The following is a 24,165-nucleotide window of genomic DNA, read 5'->3' as shown; positions in this document are numbered from 1 at the left end:
GCGGGGGCGGATCGCCGGTCTCGCCCCGGAGGGAACCGTCGTACGGTGTGGCGGTGACCACCGTGACGACGACGTGGGTGGCCGAGCTGGCCGATGCCCTGGGTCCCGACAGCGTGCTGACCGACCCCGACGTCGCGGCGTCCTACGCCCGCGACCAGGCGGTGCTCGCCGAGGCCGGCACGCCTGCCGCGGTGGTGTTCCCGCGCAGCACCGCCGAGGTGGTCGCCGTCCTGCAGATCGCCGCGCGCCACGGCGTCCCGGTGGTGCCGCGCGGCGCCGGCTCCGGGCTGGTCGGTGCCAGCAACGCCGTCGACGGCGGGATCACGATGGTGATGACCCGGATGGACGCCGTCCTCGAGGTCTCCCCGGCCGACCGGCTGGCCGTCGTCCAGCCCGGCGTGGTCAACAAGGCGCTGCGCGACGCGGTGGGCGCCGCCGGGCTGTTCTACCCGCCGGACCCGGCCAGCTACGACTGGTGCACCCTCGGCGGCAACCTGGCGATGAACTCCGGCGGGCTGTGCTGCGTGAAGTACGGCGTCACCACCGACTACGTGCTGGGCCTGGAGGTCGTGCTCGCCGACGGCCGGGTGCTGCGCACCGGGCGGCGCACGGTCAAGGGCGTGGCCGGCTACGACCTCACCCGGCTGTTCGTCGGCTCGGAGGGCACCCTCGGGGTCATCACCGAGGCCACCCTGGCGCTGCGTCCCGCACCGGCCGCCGACCCGGTGACCCTGGTGGCCACCTTCGCCACCAGCGCGCAGACCGGGCAGGTCGTCGAGTCGGTGGTCACCAGCGGCGTGGTGCCCAGCATGCTCGAGGTGATGGACCGCACCTGCATCCGCGCCGTCGACGACATGCTGCGGGCCGACCTCGACCGTGACGCCCAGGCGCTGCTGGTGGCCCGGTCCGACGCCGGGGGAGCGGCCGCCCTCGACGAGATCGCCGAGCTCACCCGGCTGTGCGAGGCCGCCGGCGCCGACCTCGTGCACTCCACGGCCGACCCGGCCGAGGGCGATCTGCTGCTCGCCGCCCGCCGGGCGGCGCTGCCGGCGCTGGAGCGACTGGGCGACGTGCTGCTCGACGACGTCGCCGTGCCCCGATCGCGGGTGGCCACCTTCATCGACGGCTGCGACGCGATCTCCGCGCAGTACGACCTGGTCATCGGCGTCATGGGGCACGCCGGTGACGGCAACATGCACCCCACGATCGTGTTCGACGGCTCCGACGCCGACCAGCGGGCGCGGGCCGTGGCCGCGTTCGACGCGATCCTGGAGCTGGGGCTCTCGCTCGGCGGCACCATCACCGGCGAGCACGGCGTCGGCACGCTCAAGGCCGACTGGCTCGAGCGCGAGATCGGCCCGGTCTCGGCCGACGTGCACCGGTCGATCAAGGACGCGCTCGACCCGTCCGGCCTGCTCAACCCCGGCAAGGTGCTGCGCCGGCGGCCGTCCGCGACCGCATGAGCGCGGACCGCCTGGTCGTCGTCGGGGGCGATGCCGCCGGGATGTCCGCGGCCACCGCGGCCCGGCGGCTGCGCCCGGCGGAGGACCTCGCGATCACCGTCCTCGAGCAGGGCCCGGACGTCTCCTACTCCGCCTGCGGCATCCCCTACTGGGTGGGCGACCTGGTCGAGGACCGCGACCGGCTCATCGCCCGCACGCCGCGGGAGTTCGCCGCCCAGGACATCGAGGTCCGCACCGGCACCCGCGCCGAGGAACTCGACCTGGACGCCGGCACCGTGCGCACCGACGGTGGCGAGACGCTCGGCTTCGACCGGCTGGTCGTGGCCACCGGCGGACGACCGCTGCGCCCGGACGTCCCCGGCCTGGACGCGCCGGGAGTCCACGGGGTGCACCGGCTGGCCGACGGCGCCGGCATCCGCGCCGCGGTCGCCGCCGGCGCCCGCCGGGCGGTGGTCCTCGGCGGCGGCTACATCGGCCTGGAGATGGCCGAGGTGCTGCAGGCCCGCGGGCTCGAGGTGACCATCGTGCTCGCCGACTCGCTGCCGATGTCCCTGCTCGACGCGGACATGGGCGAGCGGATCTGCAAGGCGCTCGGTGACATGGGCATCGGCGTGCAGCCCGACCAGCCGGTGCGCGCGGTCGAGACCGGTGCCGACGGCGCGGCGCGGGCGGTCACCACCGACGTCGGCAGCTACGACTGCGACCTCGTCGTCCTCGGGCTGGGCATGGGCCCGGAGGTGGAGCTGGCGCGCGCCGCCGGTCTGCGCATCGGCGAGACCGGCGCGATCGACGTCGACCGCACCCAGCGCAGCCGGTCGCACGACTCCGTCTACGCCGCCGGGGACTGCAGCCAGACCTTCCACCGGCTGACCGGCGAGGCGGTGCACGTGGCCCTCGGCACGCACGCCAACAAGCAGGGCCGCGTGGCCGGCTCGGTGATCGGCGGCCGGGCGGCCCGCTTCGCCGGCGTCCTCGGCACCGCGGTGACCAAGGTGGGCGACCTGGAGATCGGGCGCACCGGGCTGTGCAGCGGGCAGGCCGAGGCCGCCGGCCACGACTTCCGGACCGAGACCATCGAGGGGACGACGCGGGCCGGCTACTACCCGGGTGCGGAGCCGGTCACGGTGAAGCTGGTCAGCGACAGCGGCTCCGGACAGCTGCTCGGTGCGCAGGTCGTCGGCGGGCCGGGGGCCGGCAAGCGGATCGACGTCCTGGCCACCGCGGTCTGGGCCGGGCTGACCGCCGAGGAGTTCGCCGGCTCGGACCTCTCCTACGCGCCGCCGTTCTCGCCGGTGTACGACCCCGTCGTGGTCGCGGCGCGGGTGGCCAGCCGGGTGGACCAGGGCTGAGCGGGCGCGAGGTCCGGGACGAGGACCGGTACGGCGACGACCTCTCCGGCGAGGAGCACACCGGGGTCACCTTCAGCCGGGTCGACCTGTCCGAGACCACGGACGACGGCGCCGTCTTCACCGACTGCGTCTTCCGGGACTGCCGGTTCACCCTCAGCCGGCACACCGACGCCGCGTTCCTGAACTGCACCTTCACCGGCTGCTCGTTCGCCCAGTCGGTGTTCACCGACTGCAAGCTGGTCGGCAGCACCTTCGACCGCTGCACCTTCGACCTGGCCACCGTCGAGGGCGGCGACTGGTCCTTCGTCGCCCTCCGCCGCGCGGACCTGTCCCGGGCGGCGTTCACCGGCGCGCGGATGCGCGAGGCCGACCTCACGCAGGTGCGGGCGGCCGGGGCCGCGCTGCGGCACCTGGACCTCTCCGGCGCGCAGTTCGCCGGCGCCGACCTCTCCGGCGCCGACCTGCGCGGCAGCGACCTGTCCGCCCTCGACCCGCGCGAGGTCGAGCTGGCCGGCGCGCAGGTCGACGTGGCGCAGGCCGTGGTGCTGGTGACCGCCCTGGGCCTGCGGGTCGGACCGGAGGCCGCCGAGTAGCGGGTGTCGCCGCGGTGGAGCCGGGCGCGATACTGGCCGCCGGACCAGCGCCGCCACCGACGCAAGGAGTGCCCCGCATGCCCATCGCGACCCCCGAGGTCTACGCCGACATGATCAACCGGGCCAAGGAGGGCGGCTTCGCCTACCCGGCGATCAACTGCACCTCGTCGGAGACGATCAACGCCGCGCTGCGCGGCTTCGCCGACGCCGGCAGCGACGGCATCATCCAGTTCTCCACCGGTGGTGCCGAGTTCGGCTCGGGCACCCGGGTCAAGGAGATGGTCACCGGCGCCGTCGCGTTGGCCGAGTTCGCGCACGTCGTCGCCGAGAAGTACCCGGTCAACATCGCGCTGCACACCGACCACTGCCCCAAGGACAAGCTGGACGCCTACGTGCGCCCGCTGATCGCGGTGTCCAAGGACCGGGTGGACGCCGGCCAGGAGCCGCTGTTCCAGTCGCACATGTGGGACGGCTCGGCCATCGACCTCGACGAGAACCTGCAGATCGCCGCGGAGCTCATCGAGAAGTGCGCCGCCGCCAAGATCGTGCTCGAGGTGGAGATCGGCGTCGTCGGCGGCGAGGAGGACGGCGTCTCGCACGACATCAACGACAAGCTCTACACCGCGCCCGGCGACTTCGTGGCCACCGCCAAGAGCCTCGGCCTCGGCGAGAAGGGCATCTACCTGCTCGCCGCGACCTTCGGCAACGTGCACGGCGTCTACAAGCCCGGCAACGTCAAGCTGCGCCCGGAGATCCTCAAGGAGGGCCAGGACGTCGTCTCCCAGGAGTTCGGCCTCGGGGACGGCAGCAAGCCCTTCAACCTGGTCTTCCATGGCGGGTCGGGCTCGGCGCAGGAGGAGATCCGCGAGGCGCTCTCCTACGGCGTCGTGAAGATGAACGTCGACACCGACACCCAGTACGCCTTCACCCGGCCGATCGTCGGGCACATGTTCACCAACTACGACGGCGTGCTGAAGGTCGACGGCGAGGTCGGCAACAAGAAGACCTACGACCCGCGCACCTACATGAAGCTCGCCGAGACCGGCATGGCCGCCCGCATCGTCGAGGCGTGCGAGGACCTGCTGTCGGCCGGCCAGTCGCAGAGCGCCTGACGTGACCGAGCTCGCGAGGTCACGAGTGGACACAGCGGGGCTGCCCAGCAGGCCGACGAGCGCCGGCGAGGAGGTCTGATGGGGCACCCGCAGCACAACCTCCTCGGCGAGCCGCCCGCGACGCTGCTGCCCGGCAACCCCGAGGCCGACGCGGAGCTCGCCGCGGGCGACCCGCCGGCCGAGGTCGCGGCGCACCACCCGACGGTGAGCGCGGCGTGGGCGGCGCTGGCCGAGGAGGCCCTGGGCCGCACCGAGCGGACGCTGGGCGACGTCATCGAGGCCTACGCCTACGCCCGCACCGGCTACCACCGCGGGCTGGACGCGCTGCGCCGCAACGGCTGGAAGGGCTACGGCCCGGTCCCGTGGTCGCACGAGCCCAACCGCGGTTTCCTGCGCTGCGTGACGGTGCTGGCCCGCGCGGCGGAGGCGATCGGCGAGACCGACGAGCAGGAGCGCTGCACCCAGCTGCTGCGCGACTGCGACCCGTCCCTGGCGCCCTAGGCGGCCGGTGCGGGCGTTCCTCGCGCACTGCCGGCGCTGCAGCACCGCCGACCCGCGAGGAACGCCCGCACAGCGGGATCCGTCGGGGCCGACCGGCACACTCGGGCCGTGGACCACTCCCCGGGCACCGTCACCCGCCGGCTGCGTCCCCTGCTGATCGCCGTCCACGAGGCGCTGTCGGCCGGCGTCGCGGTCAGCGCGGCCATCCACGCCCGGCACGGGTGGAACCCGACCGCTGACCGGCACCTGGACCACCAGCTGGTCCGCCGGGAAGCGATGGAGCGGCTCCGGCCGTGGGGTGCCGGCCCCGAGGAGCTCTCCGATCCGCTGCAGGCCCGCCAGCTGGACCTCGACGCCGGCACCGACAACCTGGGCCTGCCGATGAGCGGGCTGATCCTGCGCACCCCCACCGACGTGCTGCGGGTCTGGCGCTCCGACGACGGCGAGCTGCCCGCCGCCGCCACCGACGGCCTGCGCGCCTTCTACCGCCAGGACCCGAGCCGCCAGCTGCAGCTCGCCCTGGACCCCGCTGGGCCGCGCGCCGCGGCCGGGCACCTGGCGCTGCTGTGGGCCGACTCAGGCGGCGTCCTCACCCGCTTCGACCTGGTCCGGCCGTGCGGGCACGTGGGCCGGCGGGTGCAGGTCGACTGGCACGTCGACCTGCGCGAGCGGCTGGGTCATCCCGCTGCCTGAGGTCACTCTGGGTGATGCGGTGACGGAGAACCAGCGGGAGCGACCCGTGGTCGGTTACTCTCCGTCCCCAGCGTCCGGACCGGACGCCCGTTCCCGGAGGTGCCTCCATGGCCACGCTTCTCTGGATCCTCGCCGTCGTCCTCGTCGTCGCCGGCATCGTCGCGATCGTCCGCAGGCAGCTGCTGTGGGGGATCGTGCTGATCATCGTGGGCCTGCTGGTGGGCCCCGGCGGGGTCAGCATCTTCACCTGAGGAAGGGCCTCCCTGCCCTGGGGTGGGCCCCGTCCAGGAGCTCGCCGCGGCCCCGTCCCGAGCGTGCGGAGGGCGGGGAGGACGGGGTCCTCCCTCAGGGCTGCAGTCGCCAGCGCACCCGGTCGTCGGCGTACCACGTCCAGCGGGTGACCGGCCGCGGGTGAGGGACGCCGTCCCGGGTGATCCGGGCCGGGTCGCAGGCGATCTGCACGGCTCGTCCGCTGGTGCGTCGGCCAGGGCGCAACGGCAGCGTCATGACGGTCACGTCGAGGGTGTCCACGGCCCGCCAGTCGGGCCGGACGTCGATGCGGGTGATCTGCCCGTCGGCGACCTTGACCGCGTCGTGGTGCGCCTGCGCACCCAGCCGCCGTGCCAGCGGACGGCGCCGTTCGTCCCCGGCCGCCTCGACGCGGCCGTGGTGCAGCAGCACGCCGCCGTGGTCGTCGCGGACCAGGCCGAGCTCCCGCACCGGCCCGGTGCCGATGCCGAGCGCGCGGGCCAGGGCGGCCGAGTCGCCGTCGCCGGCGGGCTCCCAGGAGACGGGGACCCCGGCCGTCCGCCCGGCCTTCCACAGCGCCGTCAGCACCCCGGCGAGCGCGGGCACCGGCCCCCTGACCAGCAGCGCGTCGGCCTCGGCGGCGGGTGCGACCACCCCTCGGTCCGGCGCCTGACCCGGCCCGAGACCGCGCAGGTCGAACTCGACGAGGGGCATGCCGATACCCTGCCACCTGCCAGCCGGTCGACCGCCGGTGACGAGTCCGAGGGGGACCACAGCGAGATGCCGGCAGTCGTGCTGATCGGCGCCCAGTGGGGCGACGAGGGCAAGGGGAAGGCCACCGACCTGCTCGGGGGACGCGTGCCGTACGTCGTCCGCTACCAGGGTGGCAACAACGCCGGGCACACGGTGATCACGCCGGACGGCGAGAAGTACGCGCTGCACCTGATCCCGTCGGGCATCCTCACGCCCGGGTGCACGCCGGTGATCGGCAACGGTGTGGTCATCGACCCCCAGGTGCTCATCGGCGAGCTCGCGGGCCTCGAGGAGCGCGGCGTGGACACCTCACGGCTGGTCATCTCGGCCGACGCGCACCTGATCATGCCGCACCACCGGGCGCTGGACCGGGTCACCGAGCGCTTCCTGGGCAAGCGCAAGATCGGCACCACGGGCCGCGGGATCGGCCCCGCCTACGGCGACAAGGTGGCCCGCACCGGCATCCGGGTGCAGGACCTGCTGGACCTGTCGATCCTCCGGCAGAAGCTCGAGGGCACGCTGCAGGAGAAGAACCAGATCCTGGTCAAGGTCTACAACCGCAAGGCGATCGACGTCGACGAGGTCGTGGAGGAGTACGCCGGCTACGCCGAGGTGCTCAAGCACCGGATCGCCGACACCCGCCTCCTGCTGGGCAACGCGCTCGACGCCGGCGAGTGGGTGCTGCTGGAGGGCTCCCAGGGCACCCTCCTGGACGTCGACCACGGCACGTATCCGTTCGTGACGTCGTCCAACCCGACAGCGGGTGGAGCGGCCGCCGGGTCGGGCATCGGACCCACCCGCATCGACCGGGTGGTCGGGATCCTGAAGGCGTACACGACCCGCGTCGGCTCCGGCCCGTTCCCGACCGAGCTGTTCGACGCCGACGGCGAGTACCTGCGCACGCAGGGCGGCGAGGTCGGCGTGACCACCGGCCGCGACCGCCGCTGCGGCTGGTTCGACGCCGTCGTCGCCCGCTACGCCAGCCGGGTCAACGGCATCACCGACTACTTCCTCACCAAGCTCGACGTGCTCTCGGGCCTGGAGACGGTGCCGATCTGCGTCGCCTACGACGTCGACGGCGTCCGGCACGACGAGATGCCGATGACGCAGACCGACTTCCACCACGCCACACCGGTGTACGAGGAGATGCCGGGCTGGTCCGAGGACATCCGGACCTGCCGCATCTTCGACGAGCTGCCGGCCACCGCGCAGGCCTACGTCCGGCGCCTGGAGGAGCTCTCCGGTGCGCGGATCAGCGTCATCGGCGTCGGCCCCGGCCGCGACGAGAACGTCGTCCTCCACGACCTGATCGGCTGAGCCGCGACGACCGGCTGAGCTGGTCGAACCCGGTCCTGGCTCACCACCGGTGCAGAGCCGGGACCGGTGGTGACCAGGTCAGCTGGTCACCGGGACGCCGTCAGAGCAGGCCGAGGACGGCTGCCGGCCGCGGTGCGGTGCGGGAGGGGCGCGAGGTGTAGAGCTCCGCGCGGGCGCGGGCGGCCACGTCGGGGGCGTCGGTGATCAGCCCGTCGACACCGAGGGCCAGCAGCAGCCGGGCCTCGGTCTGCATGTCCCCGGTCCCGCTCACGGCCTCGCCGCGGCGCAGGTGCTGCGGCAGGAACGCGTTCTCCGGCCGCAGCGTCCACGGGACGACGGCGAGCCCGGCGCGGTGGGCCTGGGCGATGAGGTCCGAGACGCCGGTCATCGCCTGGTCGGCGTCGCGCTGCAGGATGCGGTGCCGGCTCGGGGCGATGCCCTGGGCGTAGGTGCTGACCTCGCGCAGGCCCGCGGGGGTGACCAGGTGGTCGTCCTCGCCGGCGTCGTCCACCAGCTGCAGCATCGTCGGGCCGCGGTGACCGAGGTCGGCCCGCAGCCTGCGCAGCGCGGCGGCGTCGAAGGACTGCACGACGACGGTGCCGTCGGGGTCCGTCGCGCCGAGGCGGCGCAGCTCGGCGGCGACGAGCTCGCTCATCGGCACGCCGGCCTCCGCGTCGAACCAGCTGGGCTTCTTCAGCTCGGCCAGCACGCGGACCTGGCGGTCGGCGGTCGAGCGGCGGCGGGCGATGGCCACGACCTCGGCGAGGGTGAGGATCCCGGCCTGCCCGTCGTAGGTGGTGTTCAGCGGGCGCAGCGCCGGCATCCGCTCGACGGCGCGCAGCGTGCGCAGCTCGGCGAGGGTGAAGTCCTCGCTGAACCAGCCGGTGCGCTCGCGGCCGTCGACGAGGCGGGTGGTGCGCCGGCCGGCGAACTCCGGCCGGTCGGCGACGTCGGTGGAGTGGGAGAGCTCGTTCTCGTGCCGGACGACGAGCGCGCCGTCGCGGCTGACCACGACGTCGGGCTCGATGAGGTCGGCACCGAGGTCGATGGCCAGCTCGAAGCTGGCAGCGGTGTGCTCGGGGCGGTACGACGGTGCACCGCGGTGACCGACGATGACGGGACGGGCAGGGCGGGTCGCCGGGACCGGTGCCGGCGACGCGATCGCGCGCATGCCACCCACAACACCCCAGCCAGGTGTCGGGACGGCGAACGCGCGCCGACCGGTCGCCCACAATTCGGAGGACACCGCGCTGACCTGCGCGCGACCATGCCGACGTGACCGATCTCTCACTCCTGGGGTGGTCGCCGGACCGGGACGCCGGGATCCCCGCCGGCTGCGCACCCGGCCGCGTCGCCCGGGTGGACCGCGGCCGGCTGACCGTGCTCACCGCCGACGGCGAGGTGCGCGCGCACCCGGCGGCGGCGCTGCTCGAGGACACCGGGCCCGCGGTGGGCGACTGGGTGGCGCTGCGCGGCGAGCTGGCGGTGGCGGTGCTGCCCCGCCGGACGGCGTTCACCCGTGTCGTCGCCGGGCGGACGTCGGCCGAGCAGGTGGTCGCGGCCAACGCCGACCTGGTGCTCGTCGTCGACGCCCTCACCACGGCGCCGCGCCTGCGCCGGGTGGAGCGGTACCTGGCCGTCGCCTGGGGCAGCGGGGCGACGCCGGTCGTCGTCCTCACCAAGGCCGACCTGTGCGACGACGTCCCCGCCGCCGTGCTCGCCGTGCAGGAGGACGCCGTGGGCGTCGACGTCCTCCCGGTCAGCTCGGTGACGGGGGAGGGGCTCGACGCGGTCCGGGCGCTGCTCGGTCCCGGGCGCACGGCCGCGATGGTCGGCCCGTCGGGCGTCGGCAAGTCCAGCCTGGCCAACGCGCTGGCGGGGACGGAGGTGGCGGCCACCCGCGGGATCCGCGACGCCGACGGCCGCGGCCGGCACACCACCACGGCGCGGGAGCTGCACCTGCTGCCCGGCGGCGGCCTGCTCGTCGACACCCCGGGCATGCGGGAGCTGGGGCTGGTCGACGACGCGGGCATCGACACCGCCTACGCCGACGTCACCGAGCTCGCCGCCGCGTGCCGGTTCCGGGACTGCGCGCACCGCACCGAGCCCGGCTGCGCCGTGGCCGCGGCGATCGACGAGGGGCGCCTGGACCCGGCCCGGTACACCGCCTGGCGCAAGCTGCAGGCCGAGGCCCACCGGCAGGCGCTGCGCTCCGACGCCCGCGCCCGGGCCGCCGAGCACGCCCGCGTCCGGGCGCTGCACCGGGCCTACCGGTCGCAGCCGAACCGTGGGAGGACCACCCTCTCCCCGTGAGGGCCCCCGCGGCGGGCCCCTGCAGGGAGGCCGGTCGGGGCTCGGCGCGGGCCCTGGAGGGCGGCCGTCCCCGTGGGTCGCGCGCTCGGTAGCGTCGCCGTCCGTGCGCGTGCTCGTGATCGGCTCCGGTGCCCGGGAGCACGCCCTGTGCGTCGCTCTGTCCTCCGACCCCGCCGTCACCGCGCTGGCCTGCGCGCCGGGCAACGCCGGCACCCGCGCGATCGCCGAGCCGGCCGCGGTGGCCGCCACCGACCCGGTCGCGGTCGCCGCGCTGGCGACGTCCTGGCGTGCCGACCTGGTCGTCATCGGCCCGGAGGTGCCGCTGGTCGCCGGGGCCGCCGACGCCGTCCGCGACGCCGGCATCGCCTGCTTCGGGCCGTCGGAGCAGGCCGCGCAGATCGAGGGCAGCAAGTCCTTCGCCAAGCACGTCATGGCCGCCGCCGGCGTCCCGACCGCCCGGTCCTGGCCGGTGGGCGGGCCCGCCGAGCTGGAGACCGCGCTGGATGAGGCGGGCGGGCTGGGCGGGGGACCGTACGTGGTCAAGGACGACGGGCTGGCCGCCGGCAAGGGCGTCGTCGTCACGACCGACCGGGACGCCGCCGTGGCACACGGCCGCAGCGTGCTCGACGCCGGTGGCGCCGTCCTCGTCGAGGAGTACCTCGACGGCCCGGAGGTGTCGCTGTTCGCCGTCACCGACGGGACGACCGTGTTCCCGCTGGTGCCGGCGCAGGACTTCAAGCGGCGCGACGACGGCGACGGCGGGCCCAACACCGGGGGGATGGGCGCCTACGCGCCGCTGCCCTGGGCGCCACCCGGCCTGGTCGACGAGGTGCTGGCCACCGTGCTGCAACCCACGGTCGACGAGATGCGCCGCCGCGGCGAGCCGTTCGCCGGGCTGCTCTACGCCGGGCTGGCGCTGACCTCCCGCGGCGTGCGGGTGGTGGAGTTCAACGCCCGCTTCGGCGACCCGGAGACGGAGGTGGTGCTGCCGCTGCTGGCGACCCCGCTGGCCGGCCTGCTGCACGCCGCCGCGACCGGCACGCTGGCCGAGCACCCGCCGCTGCGCTGGCGGGAGGGCGCCGCGGTGACCGTCGTCGTCGCCGCTCCCGGCTACCCGGAGCGGCCGCGGACCGGGGACCCGGTGACCGGCGCCGACGGCGAGGGCGTGCTGCACGCCGGCACCACCGTCGACGCGGACGGGACGGTCCGCTCCTCCGGCGGGCGGGTGCTGGCCGTGACCGCGGTGGGGGAGGACCTCGCCGCGGCCCGGCAGCTGGCCTACGAACGGGTCGCCGGGGTCCGGCTGGCCGACGCCCACTGGCGCACCGACATCGCGCTGGCCGCGGTGGAGGGGAGGATCACCCCGTGAGCACGGACGCCGACGACATCTGGAACCGCGCGTGCGACCCGGACGCCCCGGTCACCCACCCCGGCGACGCCGCCCTCGCCGCGGTGCTGCTCTGCCACGGGACGGCGATGAACGGCGGCCTGCTGCACGCCTGCGAGACGCTCGACCCCGCGCAGCGGGAGCGCGCGGTGGCCGGCTACCGCCTCCTCGGGCTCGACGCGGCCGCCGATGCCGTCGAGGACGTCGCCCGGCAGGCCGCCGCGCTGGACCCGGACGACCCCCCGGCCGCCGAGCGGCTGGAGGAGCAGGCGAACCGGCGCTACGACGCCGCGCTGCCGGAGTGGGACGAGACGGTCGACCGGGCGTTCCGCGACCACCTCCGCCGTTCCCCGGAGGCCTACGCGCCCCTTGGCGGCTGAGCGCCGTCCCTACTGCGCGGTGACCGCCGGCCGGGCGCGGTCCCGGCGCGGCTCGGGCGGGCGCGGCCCGTCGTACCGCCGCGACAGGTAGGTGCCCGCCACGTTCGCGCAGGCCACCGTGGGGACGGCGATGAGCGCGCCGAAGATGCCGGCGACCAGCAGGCCCGCGGCGATCGCCAGGACGACGGCGAGCGGGTGCACGCGCACCGCCCGGCCGAGCAGCAGCGGCTGCAGGACGTGCCCCTCCAGCTGCATGACCGCGACCACGATGGCCAGCGCGACCAGCGCGGTGACCGGGCCCTGGGAGACCAGCGCGACGAGCACGGCCACGGTGCCGGCCAGGAACGACCCGATGATCGGGATGAACGCGCCCAGGAACACCAGTGCGGCCAGCGGGATGACCAGCGGGACGCCGAGCACCGCCAGCCCGATGCCGATGCCGATCGCGTCGACCATGGCCACGGCGGCCGTGGCGCGCACGTAGGAGATCAGCGTGCGCCACGAGCGGCGGGCGGCCTCGTCGACGAACGCCCGCGAGTCGCGCGGGAAGAGGCCGACCAGCCACAGCCAGATCGAGCGGCCGTCCTTGAGGAAGAAGAACAAGGTGAACAGCGCGAGCAGGATGCCGGTGGCGACCTCGCCGACCGTCACGGCGGTGGTGAGCGCGCCGGAGGCCAGCACGTCCTCGTTGTCGACCAGCGTCTGCTGCAGCTGGGCGACCGCGTTCTCCAGCTGCGTCCGGGTGACGGGGAAGGTGCGCACGACCAGGTCGCGCACCTGCTCGATGCCCTGACCGGCCTGCTCGGCGAGGTCGCCGAAGCCGGTGACGACCTGCTGGACGACCAGCGTGATGATCCCCGAGACGGTGCCGAGCCCGACCACGAGCATCGTGAGCGCGGCGAGGACCGGGGGCCAGCCGTGCCGGACCAGCGCCGCGGCACCGGGTTGCAGCAGCGCGGCCAGCAGCAGCGCGACGATGACCGGGACGACGACGACGGCCACGTAGGCGGACGCCCAGAGCAGCAGGTACAGCCCGGCGAGGACGACGATGAGCCGCCACGACCAAGCCGCGGCCACCCGCAGCCCCCGGGGCACCTCGTCGTCGGGGGCGCCCGGTCCGCGTGCGGGACGACGGCGGTCGGCCGGCGCCCGGCGCCGCTGTCCACCGGCCGGCGGTCCGCTGACGCCGCCGGGCCCGAGCGGGCCGTCGAGGTCGGGCGCGCCCGGCTCGGGGCTGCCGAGGGGAGGCCGGTCCTCCACGTCGGCGCCGTCGGCCGGGTCGTCCCAGTCGTCGTGCTCGTCGTCGGGGTGCTGGTGCTGCCAGGCGTGCGGGTCGTGCTCGCGGGCGGCGCGGATCCGCTCGCGGGCCCGGTGCGCGAGGTGGGTGGCTCGTCGCAGCATGGTGTCCTCCGGCGAGCAGTAGGGGCCGTGACCGACAGCATCTCGCCTGCGGGAGACTGGCGACGTGGTGCGACGAGCGGACGAGTGGCGGGCGGTACCCGGATGATCGAGCGGTACACCCTGGCCGAGATGGGCCGGGTCTGGAGCGACCAGCACAAGTACGAGCTATGGTGCCGGGTGGAGACGCTCGTCCTCGAGACGCACGCCGCGGCCGGGCGGGTGCCCGCCGAGGTGGTGCAACCCGTGCGCGACGCGCCGCCGCCCACTCCCGAGCGGGTCGCCGAGATCGAGGAGACGACGCAGCACGACGTCATCGCCTTCCTCACCGCGTGGGCCGACAACACCGAACCCCGGTCGGCCGCCGCGTACGTGCACCACGGCATGACGTCGTCGGACCTGCTCGACACCGCGCTGGCCCTGCAGCTGACCGAGGCCACCGACCTGCTGCTGGCCCGTCTCGACCGGCTGGTGGCGGCGCTGCGCGACCACGGGCTGGCCCATCGCGACACGATCAGGGTCGGCCGCACGCACGGCGTGCACGCCGAGCCCGACGTGTGGGGCCACCGGGTCGCCGACCTCGCCTTCGCCGCCGCCCGGTCGCGGGACCGGCTGCGGGCCGCGCGCGAGCGGGTCGGCGTCGTCGCCATCTCCGGCGCGGTCGGCACGTACTCGCTGATCGACCCGTCGGTCGAGGTCACCGTCGCCGAGGCGCTTGACCTGCGGCCTGCCGACGCCTCCACCCAGGTGGTGCTGCGGGACTCGATCAGCGAGTGGGTCGCCGCCCTGGCGATCATCGCGACCGTCTGCGAGACGGTGGCGCTGGAGGTGCGGCACGGCCAGCGCACCGAGGTGCGCGAGCTGTCGGAGGCGTTCGGCTCGGGCCAGAAGGGCTCCAGCGCGATGCCGCACAAGAAGAACCCGATCCGCTCCGAGCGCATCGCCGGGCTGGCCCGCGTCGTCCGGGCCGCCGTCGTCCCAGTGATGGAGGGCATCCCGCTCTGGCACGAGCGCGACATCTCGCACTCCTCCACCGAGCGGGTGTTCCTGCCCGACGCCGCGGTCACCACCGACTACCTGCTGCACCTGACCGCCGGTCTCGTGGAGAACCTGGTCGTGGACGCCGACCGGATGCGGGCCAACCTGGAGTCCACCGGCGGCCTCATCTACACCTCGTCGGTGCTGCTGGAGCTGGTCGAGGGCGGCGCCTCGCGGGAGGACGCCTACGCGCTCGTCCAGTCCGCGGCGATGGAGACCTGGAACAGCGGGACGCCGTTCCGCGAGACGCTGCGCAAGCGCGCTGCCGACGCGGGCGTGCCGCTCGACGAGGCGCGGCTGGACGAGATCTGCCGGCCCGAGCGGTACGTGGCCAACCTGGGCCCGCTGTTCGACCGGCTGGCCGCGCTGTCGTGAGCCTCGCCCTCCCGCTCGTCGCCCGGGGCAAGGTCCGCGAGGTCTACGACGCCGGCGAGGACCGCCTGCTGCTCGTCGCCTCCGACCGGATCTCGGCCTACGACCACGTGCTGCCCACGCCGATCCCCGACAAGGGGCGGGTGCTCACCCAGCTGTCGGTGTGGTGGTTCGACCAGCTCGCGCCGGTGCTGGCGTCCTCCGGCGCGACCCACCACCTGCTCTCGGCCACGGACGTCCCGGCGGAGGTCGGCGGGCGGGCGATGCTGGTGCGCCGGCTGGAGATGCTGCCCGTCGAGTGTGTGGCCCGGGGCTACCTGTCCGGCTCGGGCACGGTCGAGTACCAGCGGACCGGGTCCATCCGCGACGTCCCGCTGCCCGCCGGGCTGGTCGAGGGCTCGCGGCTGCCCGAGCCGGTGTTCACGCCGTCCACCAAGGCCGAGCAGGGCGAGCACGACGAGGCGATCGACTTCGCGGCGGTGGTCGCCGCGGTCGGGTCCGAGCGGGCCGAGGAGCTGCGCGAGCTGACCCTGGCGCTGTACCGGCGCGGTGCCGAGATCGCGTCGGACGCCGGGATCGTGCTGGCCGACACCAAGTTCGAGTTCGGCCTCGATCCGGACGGCGGGCTGGTGCTGGGCGACGAGGTGCTCACGCCGGACTCCTCGCGCTTCTGGCCGGCCACGCTCTGGTCGCCCGGTGCCGCGCAGCCCTCGTACGACAAGCAGTACGTCCGCGACTGGCTGACGTCGTCCGGGTGGGACCGCGTCTCCCCGCCGCCGGAGCTGCCCGCCGACGTGGTGGCAGCGACCCGCGAGCGCTACGTGACCGCCTACGAGCGCCTGACCGGTACTGCGTTCCGCTGACGTGGCCGGCATCGTCCACCGCTCCGGCGGCTCGGGAGACCACCTGCTGCTCCTGCTGCACGGCCTGGGGGCCACCGGCGCGGTGTGGGACCGGCTGCTGCCGCTGGTCGAGCGCTCGTGGCCCGGTCCGTGGGCGGTACCGGACCTGCGGGGCCACGGCCGGTCGGTCGCCGAGCCGCCGTACGGGTACGCGGTGCACGCGGCCGACGCGGCCTCGCTGGTGACCGGTGCTGGAGCGGCGCGGGTCACCGTGCTCGGCCACTCGTTCGGCGGCGTGGTCGGTGCCGTGCTCGCCGGCGGCTGGTACGGGGTGCAGGTGGAGCGGGTCGTCGCCGTCGGGGTCAAGATCGACTGGACCGACGACGAGGTGGCCCGGGCCCGGTCGCTGGCGGCCCGCCCGCCGCAGGTGTTCGCGACCGCCGCGGAGGCCGCGGACCGGCACCTGCGGCTGGCCGGGCTGACCGGGCTCGTGGACCCGTCCTCCGCGGTGGCCGCCGCGGGCGTCCGCGAGGTGGACGGCGGCTTCGTCGCCGCGCTCGACCCGCGGGCGTTCGGTGCCGTCGGCCCGCCGGTCGAGGAGGTGCTGTCGCGTGCGGCGGCGCCACTGCGGCTGGCGGCCGGCGCGAGGGACCCGATGGTGGGCCTCGACGCGATGCGGCGCGTGGACCCGCAGGCGGTGCTCATCGAGGGCGCCGGCCACAACGCCCACTGGGAGGCCCCCGAGGCGGTGTGGTCCCTGCTGCGCGGTCCCGCCTGACCCGCCGCTGTTCGAGTGTGACGAACTCGTGGTCATCCCGCCGCGATCACCACGAGTTCGTCGCACTCGCGGCCGCCTGTGGACGGCGCCAGCGGGTGGACGCCGATCCGCGGCAGGCTCCGCCGGTGCCGACACCGCCCGTCCCACCTCGCGTACACCGGCCCACGGACCGCACCCGTGCCCACGCGGAGGGGATCAGCGACTGGCAGCTGCGGCACCGCGAGGTGGTGCGGACGTCGCGGGACACGTACCTGCTCCGCGCGCACGCCGGAGAGCTCCGTGGCCGGCTCGACGCCGTCCTGCTGGGCGCGCCGTCCTCCGCGGTCGTCAGTCACCTGTCCGCAGCCGCGCTCTGGGGCTTCGAGGTGCCGCTCGTACCGGACGACGGGCGCGTGCACCTCACCGTCCCTCGCCGCGGGCGGGTGCGGAGCCGCGCAGACCGGGTCGTCCACTGCTCGCGGGTGCCCACTCCGGAGGTGCGGCAGCTGGGAGGCGTGACGGTGACCTCACCCAGCCGGACGTGGCTGGACCTGGCGGCCGTCGTGCCACCTCCCGCGCTGCTCGCGGTGACCGACCAGATGCTCGCCCGGCGGTTCCCCGAGGACGAGTTCCCGGTCGTCCTCGGTCGCGCGGTGGGCCGTCGCGGCGTCGTCACGGCACGGCGCGTCCTGCCGTGGGCCGACCCGCTGGCCGGTTCCCCCATGGAGTCGGTGCTGCGCTGGCTGCTGCTCCAGGCCGGTCTGCCGCGGCCGGTGCTGCAGCACGTGGTGCGCGATGCCGGAGGTCGCTTCCTCGGGCGCGTCGACCTGGCGTGGCCGGAGCAGCGGGTCGCCGTCGACTTCGACGGCGAGGTGCACCGCGACCGCCGGGTCTTCGTGGACGACCTGCGACGTCAGAACGGTCTGGTCCTCGCCGGCTGGACGGTGCTGCGCTTCACCTCGGCTGACGTGCTCGGCCGCCCTGAGGCGGTCGCGCGGGTCACCCGCGGCGCCCTCGTCCCCACCTGACACCCGAGTGCGACGGCGGCGTGGTCATCGCAGCCGGATGGCCACGAGTTCGTCGCACTCGCGGGTGGGGCACGGAGCAGGGAACGGGCGAGGCGAGAGCAGGGTCACCCGCGCTCCGGGTGGTGGCCCGCGCCACCCCGGTACCCTCGTCCGCGTGCCTCGGGTGGTCGTCGACGTCGTGCTGAAGCCGGAGATCTCCGACCCGCAGGGTCAGGCGGTGCTGGGAGCGCTGGGCCGGCTGGGCCACGACGGCGTCCGCAGCGTGCGCCAGGGCAAGCACTTCGTCCTCGACGTCGAGGGCACGCCCGACGAGGCGGAGCTGCGCGAGATCGCCGAGACGCTGCTGGCCAACCCGGTCATCGAGGACGTCGAGCTCCACCTCCCGACCGACTGAGAGAGACCCCCGTGCGCATCGGTGTCATCACCTTCCCGGGCTCCCTGGACGACGTCGACGCCGCGCGTGCGGTGCGGCTGGCCGGCGCCGAGCCCGTCGCCCTCTGGCACGCCGAGCACGACCTCAAGGACGTCGACGCCGTCGTCCTGCCCGGCGGCTTCTCCTACGGCGACTACCTGCGGGCCGGCGCCATCGCCGCCCGCGCGCCACTGGTGCGGGACGTCGTCGACCGCGCCCGCCAGGGCATGCCGGTGCTCGGCATCTGCAACGGCTTCCAGGTGCTCTGCGAGGCCGGCCTGCTGCCCGGCGCGCTCACCCGCAACGGCCACCTGCACTTCCGCAACCGCGACCAGGCGCTGCGCATCGAGCGCGCCGACACCGCCTGGACGCAGGACTACGAGGCCGGCCAGCGGATCGTCGTCCCGGTGAAGAACGGCGAGGGCCGCTACGTGGCCGCGCCGGTAGACCTCGACCGCATCGAGGGCGGGGGGCGGGTCGTCGTCCGCTACGTCGAGGGCAACCCCAACGGGTCGATGCGCGACATCGCCGGGGTGACCAGTGAGGACGGCCGGGTCGTCGGCCTCATGCCGCACCCGGAGCACGCCGTCGAGGACCTCACCGGGCCGTCGACCGATGGGCTCGGCTTCTTCACCTCGGTGCTGAAGGCGGTCGTCAGCGCATGAGCGAGTCCGCCACCGCCGGCCTCAGCGACCTCGACACCGGGCCCGGCCCGCTCCAGCACCGACTCGACACCGTCGAGCTCGCGGCCCGCACGCCCGACGTCGAGCAGCCCTACGGCGAGCTGGGCCTGAAGTCCGACGAGTACGCCCGCATCACCGACATCCTCGGCCGCCGCCCCACCACCGCCGAGCTGGCGATGTACTCGGTCATGTGGAGCGAGCACTGCTCCTACAAGAGCTCGAAGGTGCACCTGCGCCGCTTCGGCGACCTGCCGCGCAGCGAGGCGCTCCTGGTCGGCATCGGCGAGAACGCCGGCGTGGTCGACGTGGGCGACGGTTACGCGGTCACCTTCAAGGTCGAGTCGCACAACCACCCCAGCTACGTCGAGCCCTACCAGGGCGCGGCCACCGGCGTCGGCGGCATCGTGCGCGACATCCTCACCATGGGCGCCCGCCCGGTCGCCGTCATGGACTCCCTGCGCTTCGGCCGGGCCGACGCCCCCGACACCGCCCGCGTGCTGCCCGGCGTGGTCGCCGGGGTCGGCGGCTACGGCAACTGCCTGGGTCTGCCCAACATCGGCGGCGAGCTGCTCTTCGACGACTGCTACGCGGGCAACCCGCTGGTCAACGCGCTGTGCGTCGGGGTCATGAAGCACGAGGACGTGCGGCTGGCCAAGGCCGAGGGCGCCGGCAACAAGGTGGTCCTGTTCGGCGCCCGCACCGGCGGTGACGGCATCGGCGGCGTGAGCGTGCTGGCCAGCGAGACCTTCGACGCGGAGGGCCCGGCCAAGCGGCCCAGCGTGCAGGTCGGCGACCCGTTCACCGAGAAGCTGCTCATCGAGGCCTGCCTGGAGATCTTCCGCGAGGACCTCGTCACCGGCATCCAGGACCTCGGCGGCGCGGGGCTGTCTTGCGCGACGTCCGAGCTGGCGAGCGCAGGCACCGGCGGCATGCACATCGACCTGGACACCGTCCCGCTGCGCGACAGCACCTTGACGCCCGCCGAGATCCTGATGAGCGAGTCGCAGGAGCGCATGTGCGCGATCGTCGAGCCGGCCAAGGTCGACGCCTTCCTCGCGGTCTGCCGGAAGTGGGACGTGCTGGCCACCGTCATCGGTGAGGTGACCGGCGGCGACCGGCTGACCGTCGACTGGCACGGCGAGCGCATCGTCGACGTCCCGCCGCGCACGGTCGCCCACGAGGGCCCGGTCTACGACCGGCCGATGCGGCGCCCCGCCGACCTCGACGACCTGCAGGCCGACGACCCGGCCGCCCTGCCCCGCCCGGCGACGCCGGAGGAGCTGGCCGCGCACTGGCTGGCGGTCCTCAGCAGCCCGGACGGCGCGGACAAGACCTGGGTCACCGAGCAGTACGACCGCTACGTCCGCGGCAACACGGTGCTCGCCCAGCCCGACGACGCCGGTGTCGTGCGCATCGACGAGGAAACCTCCCGCGGCATCGCGCTCTCCCTCGACGGCAACGGGCGCTACGCGCGGCTGGACCCCTACACCGGCGCGCAGCTCAACCTCGCCGAGGCCTACCGCAACGTGGCAGTGAGCGGCGCGCGGCCGCTCGCCGTGACCAACTGCCTGAACTTCGGCTCTCCCGAGGAGCCCGAGGTCATGTGGCAGTTCGCCGAGGCGGTGCGCGGCCTGGCGGACGCCTGCCGCGACCTCGGCCTGCCGGTCACCGGCGGCAACGTCAGCCTCTACAACCAGACCGGTGACGTGGCGATCAACCCGACGCCGGTCATCGGCGTCCTGGGCGTGCACGAGGACGTCCGCACCCGCGTGCCGACCGGTTGGCGGACGGCGGGGGAGACGGTGCTGCTGCTCGGCGTCACCCGGGCCGAGTTCGGCGGCTCCGCGTGGGCGTCGGTCGCGCACGGTCACCTCGGCGGCCGTCCGCCGGCGGTCGACCTCGAGGCCGAGCGGTCGCTGGGTGAGGTGCTGGCGGCGATGGGGCGCGAGGGCCTGGTCAGCTCCGCGCACGACCTGGCCGACGGCGGGCTGGCGCAGGCGCTGGCCGAGTCGGCGCTGCGCTACGGCACCGGCGCCCGGCTGGCTCTCGGCGAGGACCCCTTCACCGCGCTGTTCAGCGAGTCGACCGCACGCGCCGTCGTCACCACGACCGACCCGGAGGCGGTGCGCGCCACCGCCGAGTGGGCCGGCGTCCTGGTCACCGAGCTGGGGACGACGGGCGGTGACGTGCTGGCCGTCGAGGGCGTGACCGAGCTGCCGCTGGCCGAGTTGCGGGCCGCCTGGAGCGCGACGCTGCCGGCCCTGTTCGGCACCCCGGAGGCGACCGTGGGCAGCGTTCCGGCGGGGACCGTCCCGACCAGCTGATGCCGGCCCAGCCGATCCCCGCCGAGGAGCTGCGCGCCGCCGTCGGCCCGGTGCGGGCCTGGCTGGCGGGGGAGGCCGAGCAGCCCCCGCGGGCGGTGCTCGGGGCCGCGGTGAAGACGACGGCGCGCTGGCTGGCCCAGCAGGTGCCCGGCCGCTCGGTCGAGCTGCGGGTGCCCCCGCACGTCGCCGTCCAGCTGGTGCCCGGGCCGCGGCACACCCGCGGGACGCCGCCCAACGTCGTGGAGACCGACGCCGCCACCTGGCTGCGGCTGGCGACCGGCGAGCTGGCCTGGGGCGACGCGGTGGCGGAGGGCCGGGTCACCGCCAGCGGCAACCGCGCGGACCTCTCCGCCCACCTCCCGCTGTCCCCGCTGCGGTGATCGCACCGTGACCACCGGCGGGTGGCTGCCCCACCCGCCGGTGGGAACAGCCAGCTGCCGGTGATCACGGCGGGAAAGCGCAGCGCCCCCGCCCGGGGACCCGGACGGGGGCGCTGCAGGGGTGGTGCGGGGGCTCAGCCGCCGAACAGCTGGCTGGCCGCCTTGACCGTGTTGTAGAGCCCGTAGGCCAGCGGGACGCCGACCAGGGTCCAGGCGAAGGCGATCAGGGCCCCCGGGGTGTGGGTGGACTGCCGGTCGTCGCGAACGGGGTGGCTCATCGGGCGGCGCTCCTCTCCGGGTTGGCGCGGGCGGTGGCGGGGGTGGTGGCCTGCGGCTCGTACCACTTGCTGGCGACGGGACGGACCAGCAGGTTGGCGATGAAGCCGATGGCGAGCAGGCCGACCATGATGAACAGCGCCGGGCGGTAGTTCGCCGCGACCAGCTGGCCGGGGGTGCCCTGGGTGTCCAGGACGCCGTTGATGATCAGCGGCCCGGCGACACCGGCGGCCGACCAGGCGGTCAGCAACCGGCCGTGGATGGCGCCCACCTGGTAGGTGCCGAACAGGTCGCGCAGGTAGGCCGGGATCGTGGCGAAGCCGCCGCCGTAGAAGCTGATGATGATCGCGGCGGTCAACACGAAGATCCAGGTCGCGGTGCTGCCGAGGGTGGCCAGGACGACGTACAGGACGATGCCGACGCCCAGGTAGACCATGTAGATCGGCTTGCGGCCGATGTAGTCCGAGGTCGAGGACCACACGAACCGGCCGCCCATGTTGAACAGCGACAGCAGGCCGACGAAGCCGGCGGCCGTCGCGGCGGCGACCGTGGAGGTCTCCCCGTTGCGGAAGAAGTCCTGGATCATCGGCGCGGCCTGCTCGAGGATGCCGATGCCCGCGGTGACGTTGCAGAAGAGCACCGTCCACAGCAGCCAGAACTGCGGCGTCTTGATGGCGTTGTTGGCCGAGACGCTCTCCGTGGTGACCAGGGCCTTCTTCTTGACCGACGCCGGGTCGAAGCCGGCGGGGCGCCAGTCGTTGGCCGGCACCCGCACGATGAAGGCGCCGAACATCATGAAGACCAGGTAGACCGCGGCCAGCGTGAAGAACAGCGCCGCGACGGCCTCGCCGTTGGGCACCGTGCCCGCGGTGCCGTCGTAGGCCGGGTCGTAGTAGTTCATCAGCTGGCGCGACAGCGGCGAGGCGATCAGCGCGCCGCCACCGAAGCCCATGATCGCCATGCCGGTGGCCAGGCCGGGGCGGTCCGGGAACCACTTGATCAGCGTGGAGACCGGGGAGATGTAGCCGATGCCCAGGCCGATGCCGCCGAGGACGCCGTACCCGAGGTACAGCAGCCACAGCTGGCCGGTCTCGATGCCCAGGCCGCCGACGAGGAAGCCGGTCACCCAGAAGACGGCGGAGGTGAACATCGCCGCCCGGGGACCGTTGCGGTCCACCCAGGTGCCGAACAGTGCGGCGGAGACGCCGAGCATGACGATCGCGATCGAGAAGATGATCCCGATCGCGGTCAGGCTCGTGTCGAAGTGCTCGACCAGTGCGGTCTTGTAGACACTGGTCGCGTACGCCTGACCGATGCACAGGTGCACGGCGAGCGCTGCCGGCGGGATCAACCAGCGGTTGAAGCCGGGACGGGCCACGATGCGTTCTCGGGCCAGGAAACTCGGTACTGCCACGGGACGGACCTCCGGAGGACATCGGTCGGGGGATCCCCCGCCGGAACGGGTCTGTGCCAGACGTCACGGACCCGCGGGAACGCTACGTCGCCCCTGTACGTACCGCGAAACCGAGGAACCGAGTCATCGCGGTTCGCAACCTGATCGTTGTCAACGGAACGACCGGACCGCGCGCGTGGGGGACGCCGGACCGCGGCTGCACCCACCGGAATAGGCTCCCGCCATGGCCTACGAGGTGAAGGGCGTCGTCGCCCGCAGCAAGGGTGCCCCGGTCACGGTGGAGACGGTGGTCGTCCCCGACCCCGGTCCCGGGGAGGCGGTGGTGGACATCCAGGCGTGCGGGGTGTGCCACACCGACCTGCACTACCGCGAGGGCGGGATCAACGACGACTACCCGTTCCTGCTCGGCCACGAGGCCGCTGGCACGGTCGCCGCGGTCGGTGCGGGCGTCACCAACGTCGAGGTCGGGGACTTCGTGGTCCTGAACTGGCGGGCGGTGTGCGGGCAGTGCCGGGCGTGCCTGAAGGGCGAGCTGCAGTACTGCTTCGCCACGCACAACGCCGCGCAGCAGATGACCCTGGCCGACGGCACTCCGCTGTCCCCGGCGCTGGGCATCGGCGCGTTCGTGGAGAAGACGCTGGTGCACTCCGGGCAGTGCACCAAGGTCGACCCCGCCGCCCCGGCCACCGCCGCCGGCCTGCTCGGCTGCGGCGTGATGGCCGGCGTGGGTGCGGCGATCAACACCGGCGCGGTGAAGCGGGGCGAGTCGGTGGCGGTGTTCGGCTGCGGCGGTGTCGGGGACGCCGCGATCGCCGGCGCGAAGCTGGCCGGCGCGACCACGATCATCGCCGTGGACATCGACGACCGGAAGCTGGAGTGGGCGCGGACGTTCGGCGCCACCCACACCGTCAACAGCAAGGGCACCGACGCGGTCGAGGCGATCAAGGCCGCCACCGGCGGCTTCGGGGTGGACGTCGCGATCGACGCGGTCGGCCACCCGGCGGTGTTCGAGCAGGCCTTCTACGCCCGCGACCTGGCCGGCCGCGTCGTCCTGGTCGGCGTCCCGACCCCGGACATGACCATCACCCTGCCGCTGATCGAGGTCTTCGGCCGCGGCGGGGCGGTCAAGTC

The 24,165-nt window shown here is 74.5% G+C and carries 25 protein-coding genes; 20 read left to right on the top strand and 5 right to left on the bottom strand.

Going from position 1 to position 24,165, the window contains the following annotated elements:
• The first annotated feature begins 53 nt into the window (after positions 1–53).
• The 7 genes from BMW27_RS19420 to BMW27_RS23540 all read left to right on the top strand — a co-directional run bounded on the left by BMW27_RS19420 (position 54) and on the right by BMW27_RS23540 (position 5,962).
• The gene (locus tag BMW27_RS19420) at positions 54–1,463 is read left to right on the top strand and encodes an FAD-binding oxidoreductase (protein ID WP_091447638.1); all 1,410 of its coding nucleotides are present in this window, start codon (positions 54–56) and stop codon (positions 1,461–1,463) included.
• A complete protein-coding gene (locus BMW27_RS19415) occupies positions 1,460–2,812 on the top strand; it encodes an FAD-dependent oxidoreductase (protein ID WP_091447217.1) in 1,353 nt (450 codons plus the stop codon). Before BMW27_RS19420 ends, BMW27_RS19415 begins: the two co-directional genes overlap by 4 nt.
• Positions 2,809–3,405: a pentapeptide repeat-containing protein gene (locus BMW27_RS24420; protein ID WP_091447635.1), complete on the top strand. Its 597-nt coding sequence runs from the start codon at positions 2,809–2,811 to the stop codon at positions 3,403–3,405. Before BMW27_RS19415 ends, BMW27_RS24420 begins: the two co-directional genes overlap by 4 nt.
• A 77-nt stretch (positions 3,406–3,482) precedes the next feature.
• Positions 3,483–4,517, top strand: coding sequence for a class II fructose-bisphosphate aldolase (gene fbaA, locus BMW27_RS19405; RefSeq protein ID WP_091447214.1), 1,035 nt, complete (start codon positions 3,483–3,485; stop codon positions 4,515–4,517).
• A gap of 78 nt (positions 4,518–4,595) precedes the next feature.
• Positions 4,596–5,018, top strand: coding sequence for a DUF3151 domain-containing protein (locus BMW27_RS19400; protein ID WP_091447211.1), 423 nt, complete (start codon positions 4,596–4,598; stop codon positions 5,016–5,018).
• Positions 5,019–5,126: 108 nt separating this feature from the next.
• Positions 5,127–5,711 (top strand): hypothetical protein, encoded by a 585-nt coding sequence (locus BMW27_RS19395; protein WP_091447208.1) that lies wholly within the window; start codon positions 5,127–5,129, stop codon positions 5,709–5,711.
• Positions 5,712–5,818: 107 nt separating this feature from the next.
• Positions 5,819–5,962, top strand: a complete 144-nt coding sequence (locus BMW27_RS23540; protein WP_165965732.1) for a GPGG-motif small membrane protein — start codon at positions 5,819–5,821, stop codon at positions 5,960–5,962.
• Between the two features lie 94 nt (positions 5,963–6,056).
• Here BMW27_RS23540 and BMW27_RS19390 read toward each other — a convergent pair whose 3' ends face one another.
• Entirely contained in the window at positions 6,057–6,674 is a 618-nt protein-coding gene (locus BMW27_RS19390) for a hypothetical protein (protein ID WP_091447206.1), read from the bottom strand.
• 66 nt (positions 6,675–6,740) lie between these two features.
• Here BMW27_RS19390 and BMW27_RS19385 point away from each other — a divergent pair, with 66 nt between their 5' ends.
• Positions 6,741–8,030 carry an adenylosuccinate synthase gene (locus tag BMW27_RS19385; protein WP_091447203.1) on the top strand — a complete coding sequence of 430 codons (1,290 nt, stop codon included), beginning with the start codon at positions 6,741–6,743 and terminating at the stop codon, positions 8,028–8,030.
• Positions 8,031–8,130: 100 nt separating this feature from the next.
• Here BMW27_RS19385 and BMW27_RS19380 read toward each other — a convergent pair whose 3' ends face one another.
• On the bottom strand, positions 8,131–9,201 hold the full coding sequence (locus BMW27_RS19380; protein ID WP_091447201.1) for a glycerophosphodiester phosphodiesterase family protein: 1,071 nt from the start codon (positions 9,199–9,201) through the stop codon (positions 8,131–8,133).
• Between the two features lie 104 nt (positions 9,202–9,305).
• Between BMW27_RS19380 and rsgA the strand changes: the two genes are divergently transcribed.
• The 3 genes from rsgA (at position 9,306) to BMW27_RS19365 (ending at position 12,110) form a co-directional block, all read left to right on the top strand.
• Positions 9,306–10,343 carry a ribosome small subunit-dependent GTPase A gene (rsgA, locus tag BMW27_RS19375; protein WP_091447198.1) on the top strand — a complete coding sequence of 346 codons (1,038 nt, stop codon included), beginning with the start codon at positions 9,306–9,308 and terminating at the stop codon, positions 10,341–10,343.
• Between the two features lie 103 nt (positions 10,344–10,446).
• Positions 10,447–11,712, top strand: a complete 1,266-nt coding sequence (gene purD, locus BMW27_RS19370) for a phosphoribosylamine--glycine ligase (protein WP_091447195.1) — start codon at positions 10,447–10,449, stop codon at positions 11,710–11,712.
• The gene (locus BMW27_RS19365) at positions 11,709–12,110 is read left to right on the top strand and encodes a DMP19 family protein (RefSeq protein WP_091447191.1); all 402 of its coding nucleotides are present in this window, start codon (positions 11,709–11,711) and stop codon (positions 12,108–12,110) included. Before purD ends, BMW27_RS19365 begins: the two co-directional genes overlap by 4 nt.
• A gap of 9 nt (positions 12,111–12,119) precedes the next feature.
• On the opposite strand, the gene BMW27_RS19360 is transcribed toward BMW27_RS19365, so the two are convergent.
• A complete protein-coding gene (locus BMW27_RS19360) occupies positions 12,120–13,511 on the bottom strand; it encodes an AI-2E family transporter (RefSeq protein ID WP_091447187.1) in 1,392 nt (463 codons plus the stop codon).
• 84 nt (positions 13,512–13,595) lie between these two features.
• Between BMW27_RS19360 and purB the strand changes: the two genes are divergently transcribed.
• From purB to BMW27_RS19320, 8 genes are all read left to right on the top strand, one after another.
• A complete protein-coding gene (purB, locus tag BMW27_RS19355; RefSeq protein WP_245743725.1) occupies positions 13,596–14,921 on the top strand; it encodes an adenylosuccinate lyase in 1,326 nt (441 codons plus the stop codon).
• Positions 14,918–15,781 (top strand): phosphoribosylaminoimidazolesuccinocarboxamide synthase, encoded by an 864-nt coding sequence (locus BMW27_RS19350; protein WP_091447181.1) that lies wholly within the window; start codon positions 14,918–14,920, stop codon positions 15,779–15,781. The genes purB and BMW27_RS19350 overlap by 4 nt, the downstream gene beginning before the upstream one ends.
• Before the next feature lies 1 nt (position 15,782).
• Positions 15,783–16,538 (top strand): alpha/beta fold hydrolase, encoded by a 756-nt coding sequence (locus tag BMW27_RS19345; RefSeq protein WP_175486578.1) that lies wholly within the window; start codon positions 15,783–15,785, stop codon positions 16,536–16,538.
• Between the two features lie 125 nt (positions 16,539–16,663).
• Positions 16,664–17,545, top strand: a complete 882-nt coding sequence (locus BMW27_RS19340) for a DUF559 domain-containing protein (protein ID WP_139206941.1) — start codon at positions 16,664–16,666, stop codon at positions 17,543–17,545.
• Between the two features lie 154 nt (positions 17,546–17,699).
• Positions 17,700–17,939, top strand: coding sequence for a phosphoribosylformylglycinamidine synthase subunit PurS (gene purS / locus BMW27_RS19335; protein ID WP_091447167.1), 240 nt, complete (start codon positions 17,700–17,702; stop codon positions 17,937–17,939).
• An 11-nt stretch (positions 17,940–17,950) separates the two neighbouring features.
• On the top strand, positions 17,951–18,622 hold the full coding sequence (gene purQ, locus BMW27_RS19330; protein ID WP_091447164.1) for a phosphoribosylformylglycinamidine synthase subunit PurQ: 672 nt from the start codon (positions 17,951–17,953) through the stop codon (positions 18,620–18,622).
• Positions 18,619–20,964: a phosphoribosylformylglycinamidine synthase subunit PurL gene (purL, locus tag BMW27_RS19325; RefSeq protein ID WP_091447161.1), complete on the top strand. Its 2,346-nt coding sequence runs from the start codon at positions 18,619–18,621 to the stop codon at positions 20,962–20,964. The genes purQ and purL overlap by 4 nt, the downstream gene beginning before the upstream one ends.
• Positions 20,964–21,344 (top strand): sterol carrier family protein, encoded by a 381-nt coding sequence (locus BMW27_RS19320; protein WP_091447157.1) that lies wholly within the window; start codon positions 20,964–20,966, stop codon positions 21,342–21,344. The genes purL and BMW27_RS19320 overlap by 1 nt, the downstream gene beginning before the upstream one ends.
• A gap of 134 nt (positions 21,345–21,478) precedes the next feature.
• Here the strand turns inward: BMW27_RS19320 and BMW27_RS23535 are convergent, their stop codons facing one another.
• Entirely contained in the window at positions 21,479–21,622 is a 144-nt protein-coding gene (locus BMW27_RS23535) for an MFS transporter small subunit (RefSeq protein WP_175486577.1), read from the bottom strand.
• Positions 21,619–23,034 carry an OFA family MFS transporter gene (locus BMW27_RS19315; RefSeq protein ID WP_091447155.1) on the bottom strand — a complete coding sequence of 472 codons (1,416 nt, stop codon included), beginning with the start codon at positions 23,032–23,034 and terminating at the stop codon, positions 21,619–21,621. The genes BMW27_RS23535 and BMW27_RS19315 overlap by 4 nt, the downstream gene beginning before the upstream one ends.
• Positions 23,035–23,257: 223 nt before the next feature.
• Between BMW27_RS19315 and BMW27_RS19310 the strand changes: the two genes are divergently transcribed.
• Positions 23,258–24,165: S-(hydroxymethyl)mycothiol dehydrogenase (locus tag BMW27_RS19310; protein WP_091447152.1), on the top strand; the 908-nt coding region annotated here is incomplete at its 3' end.

The organism is Geodermatophilus poikilotrophus (genome assembly GCF_900111455.1).
Taxonomy (GTDB): Bacteria; Actinomycetota; Actinomycetes; order Mycobacteriales; family Geodermatophilaceae; genus Geodermatophilus; species Geodermatophilus poikilotrophus.
Note: the sequence above shows the minus strand (reverse complement) of the source record. Positions and strands in the feature narration are given on the sequence as shown.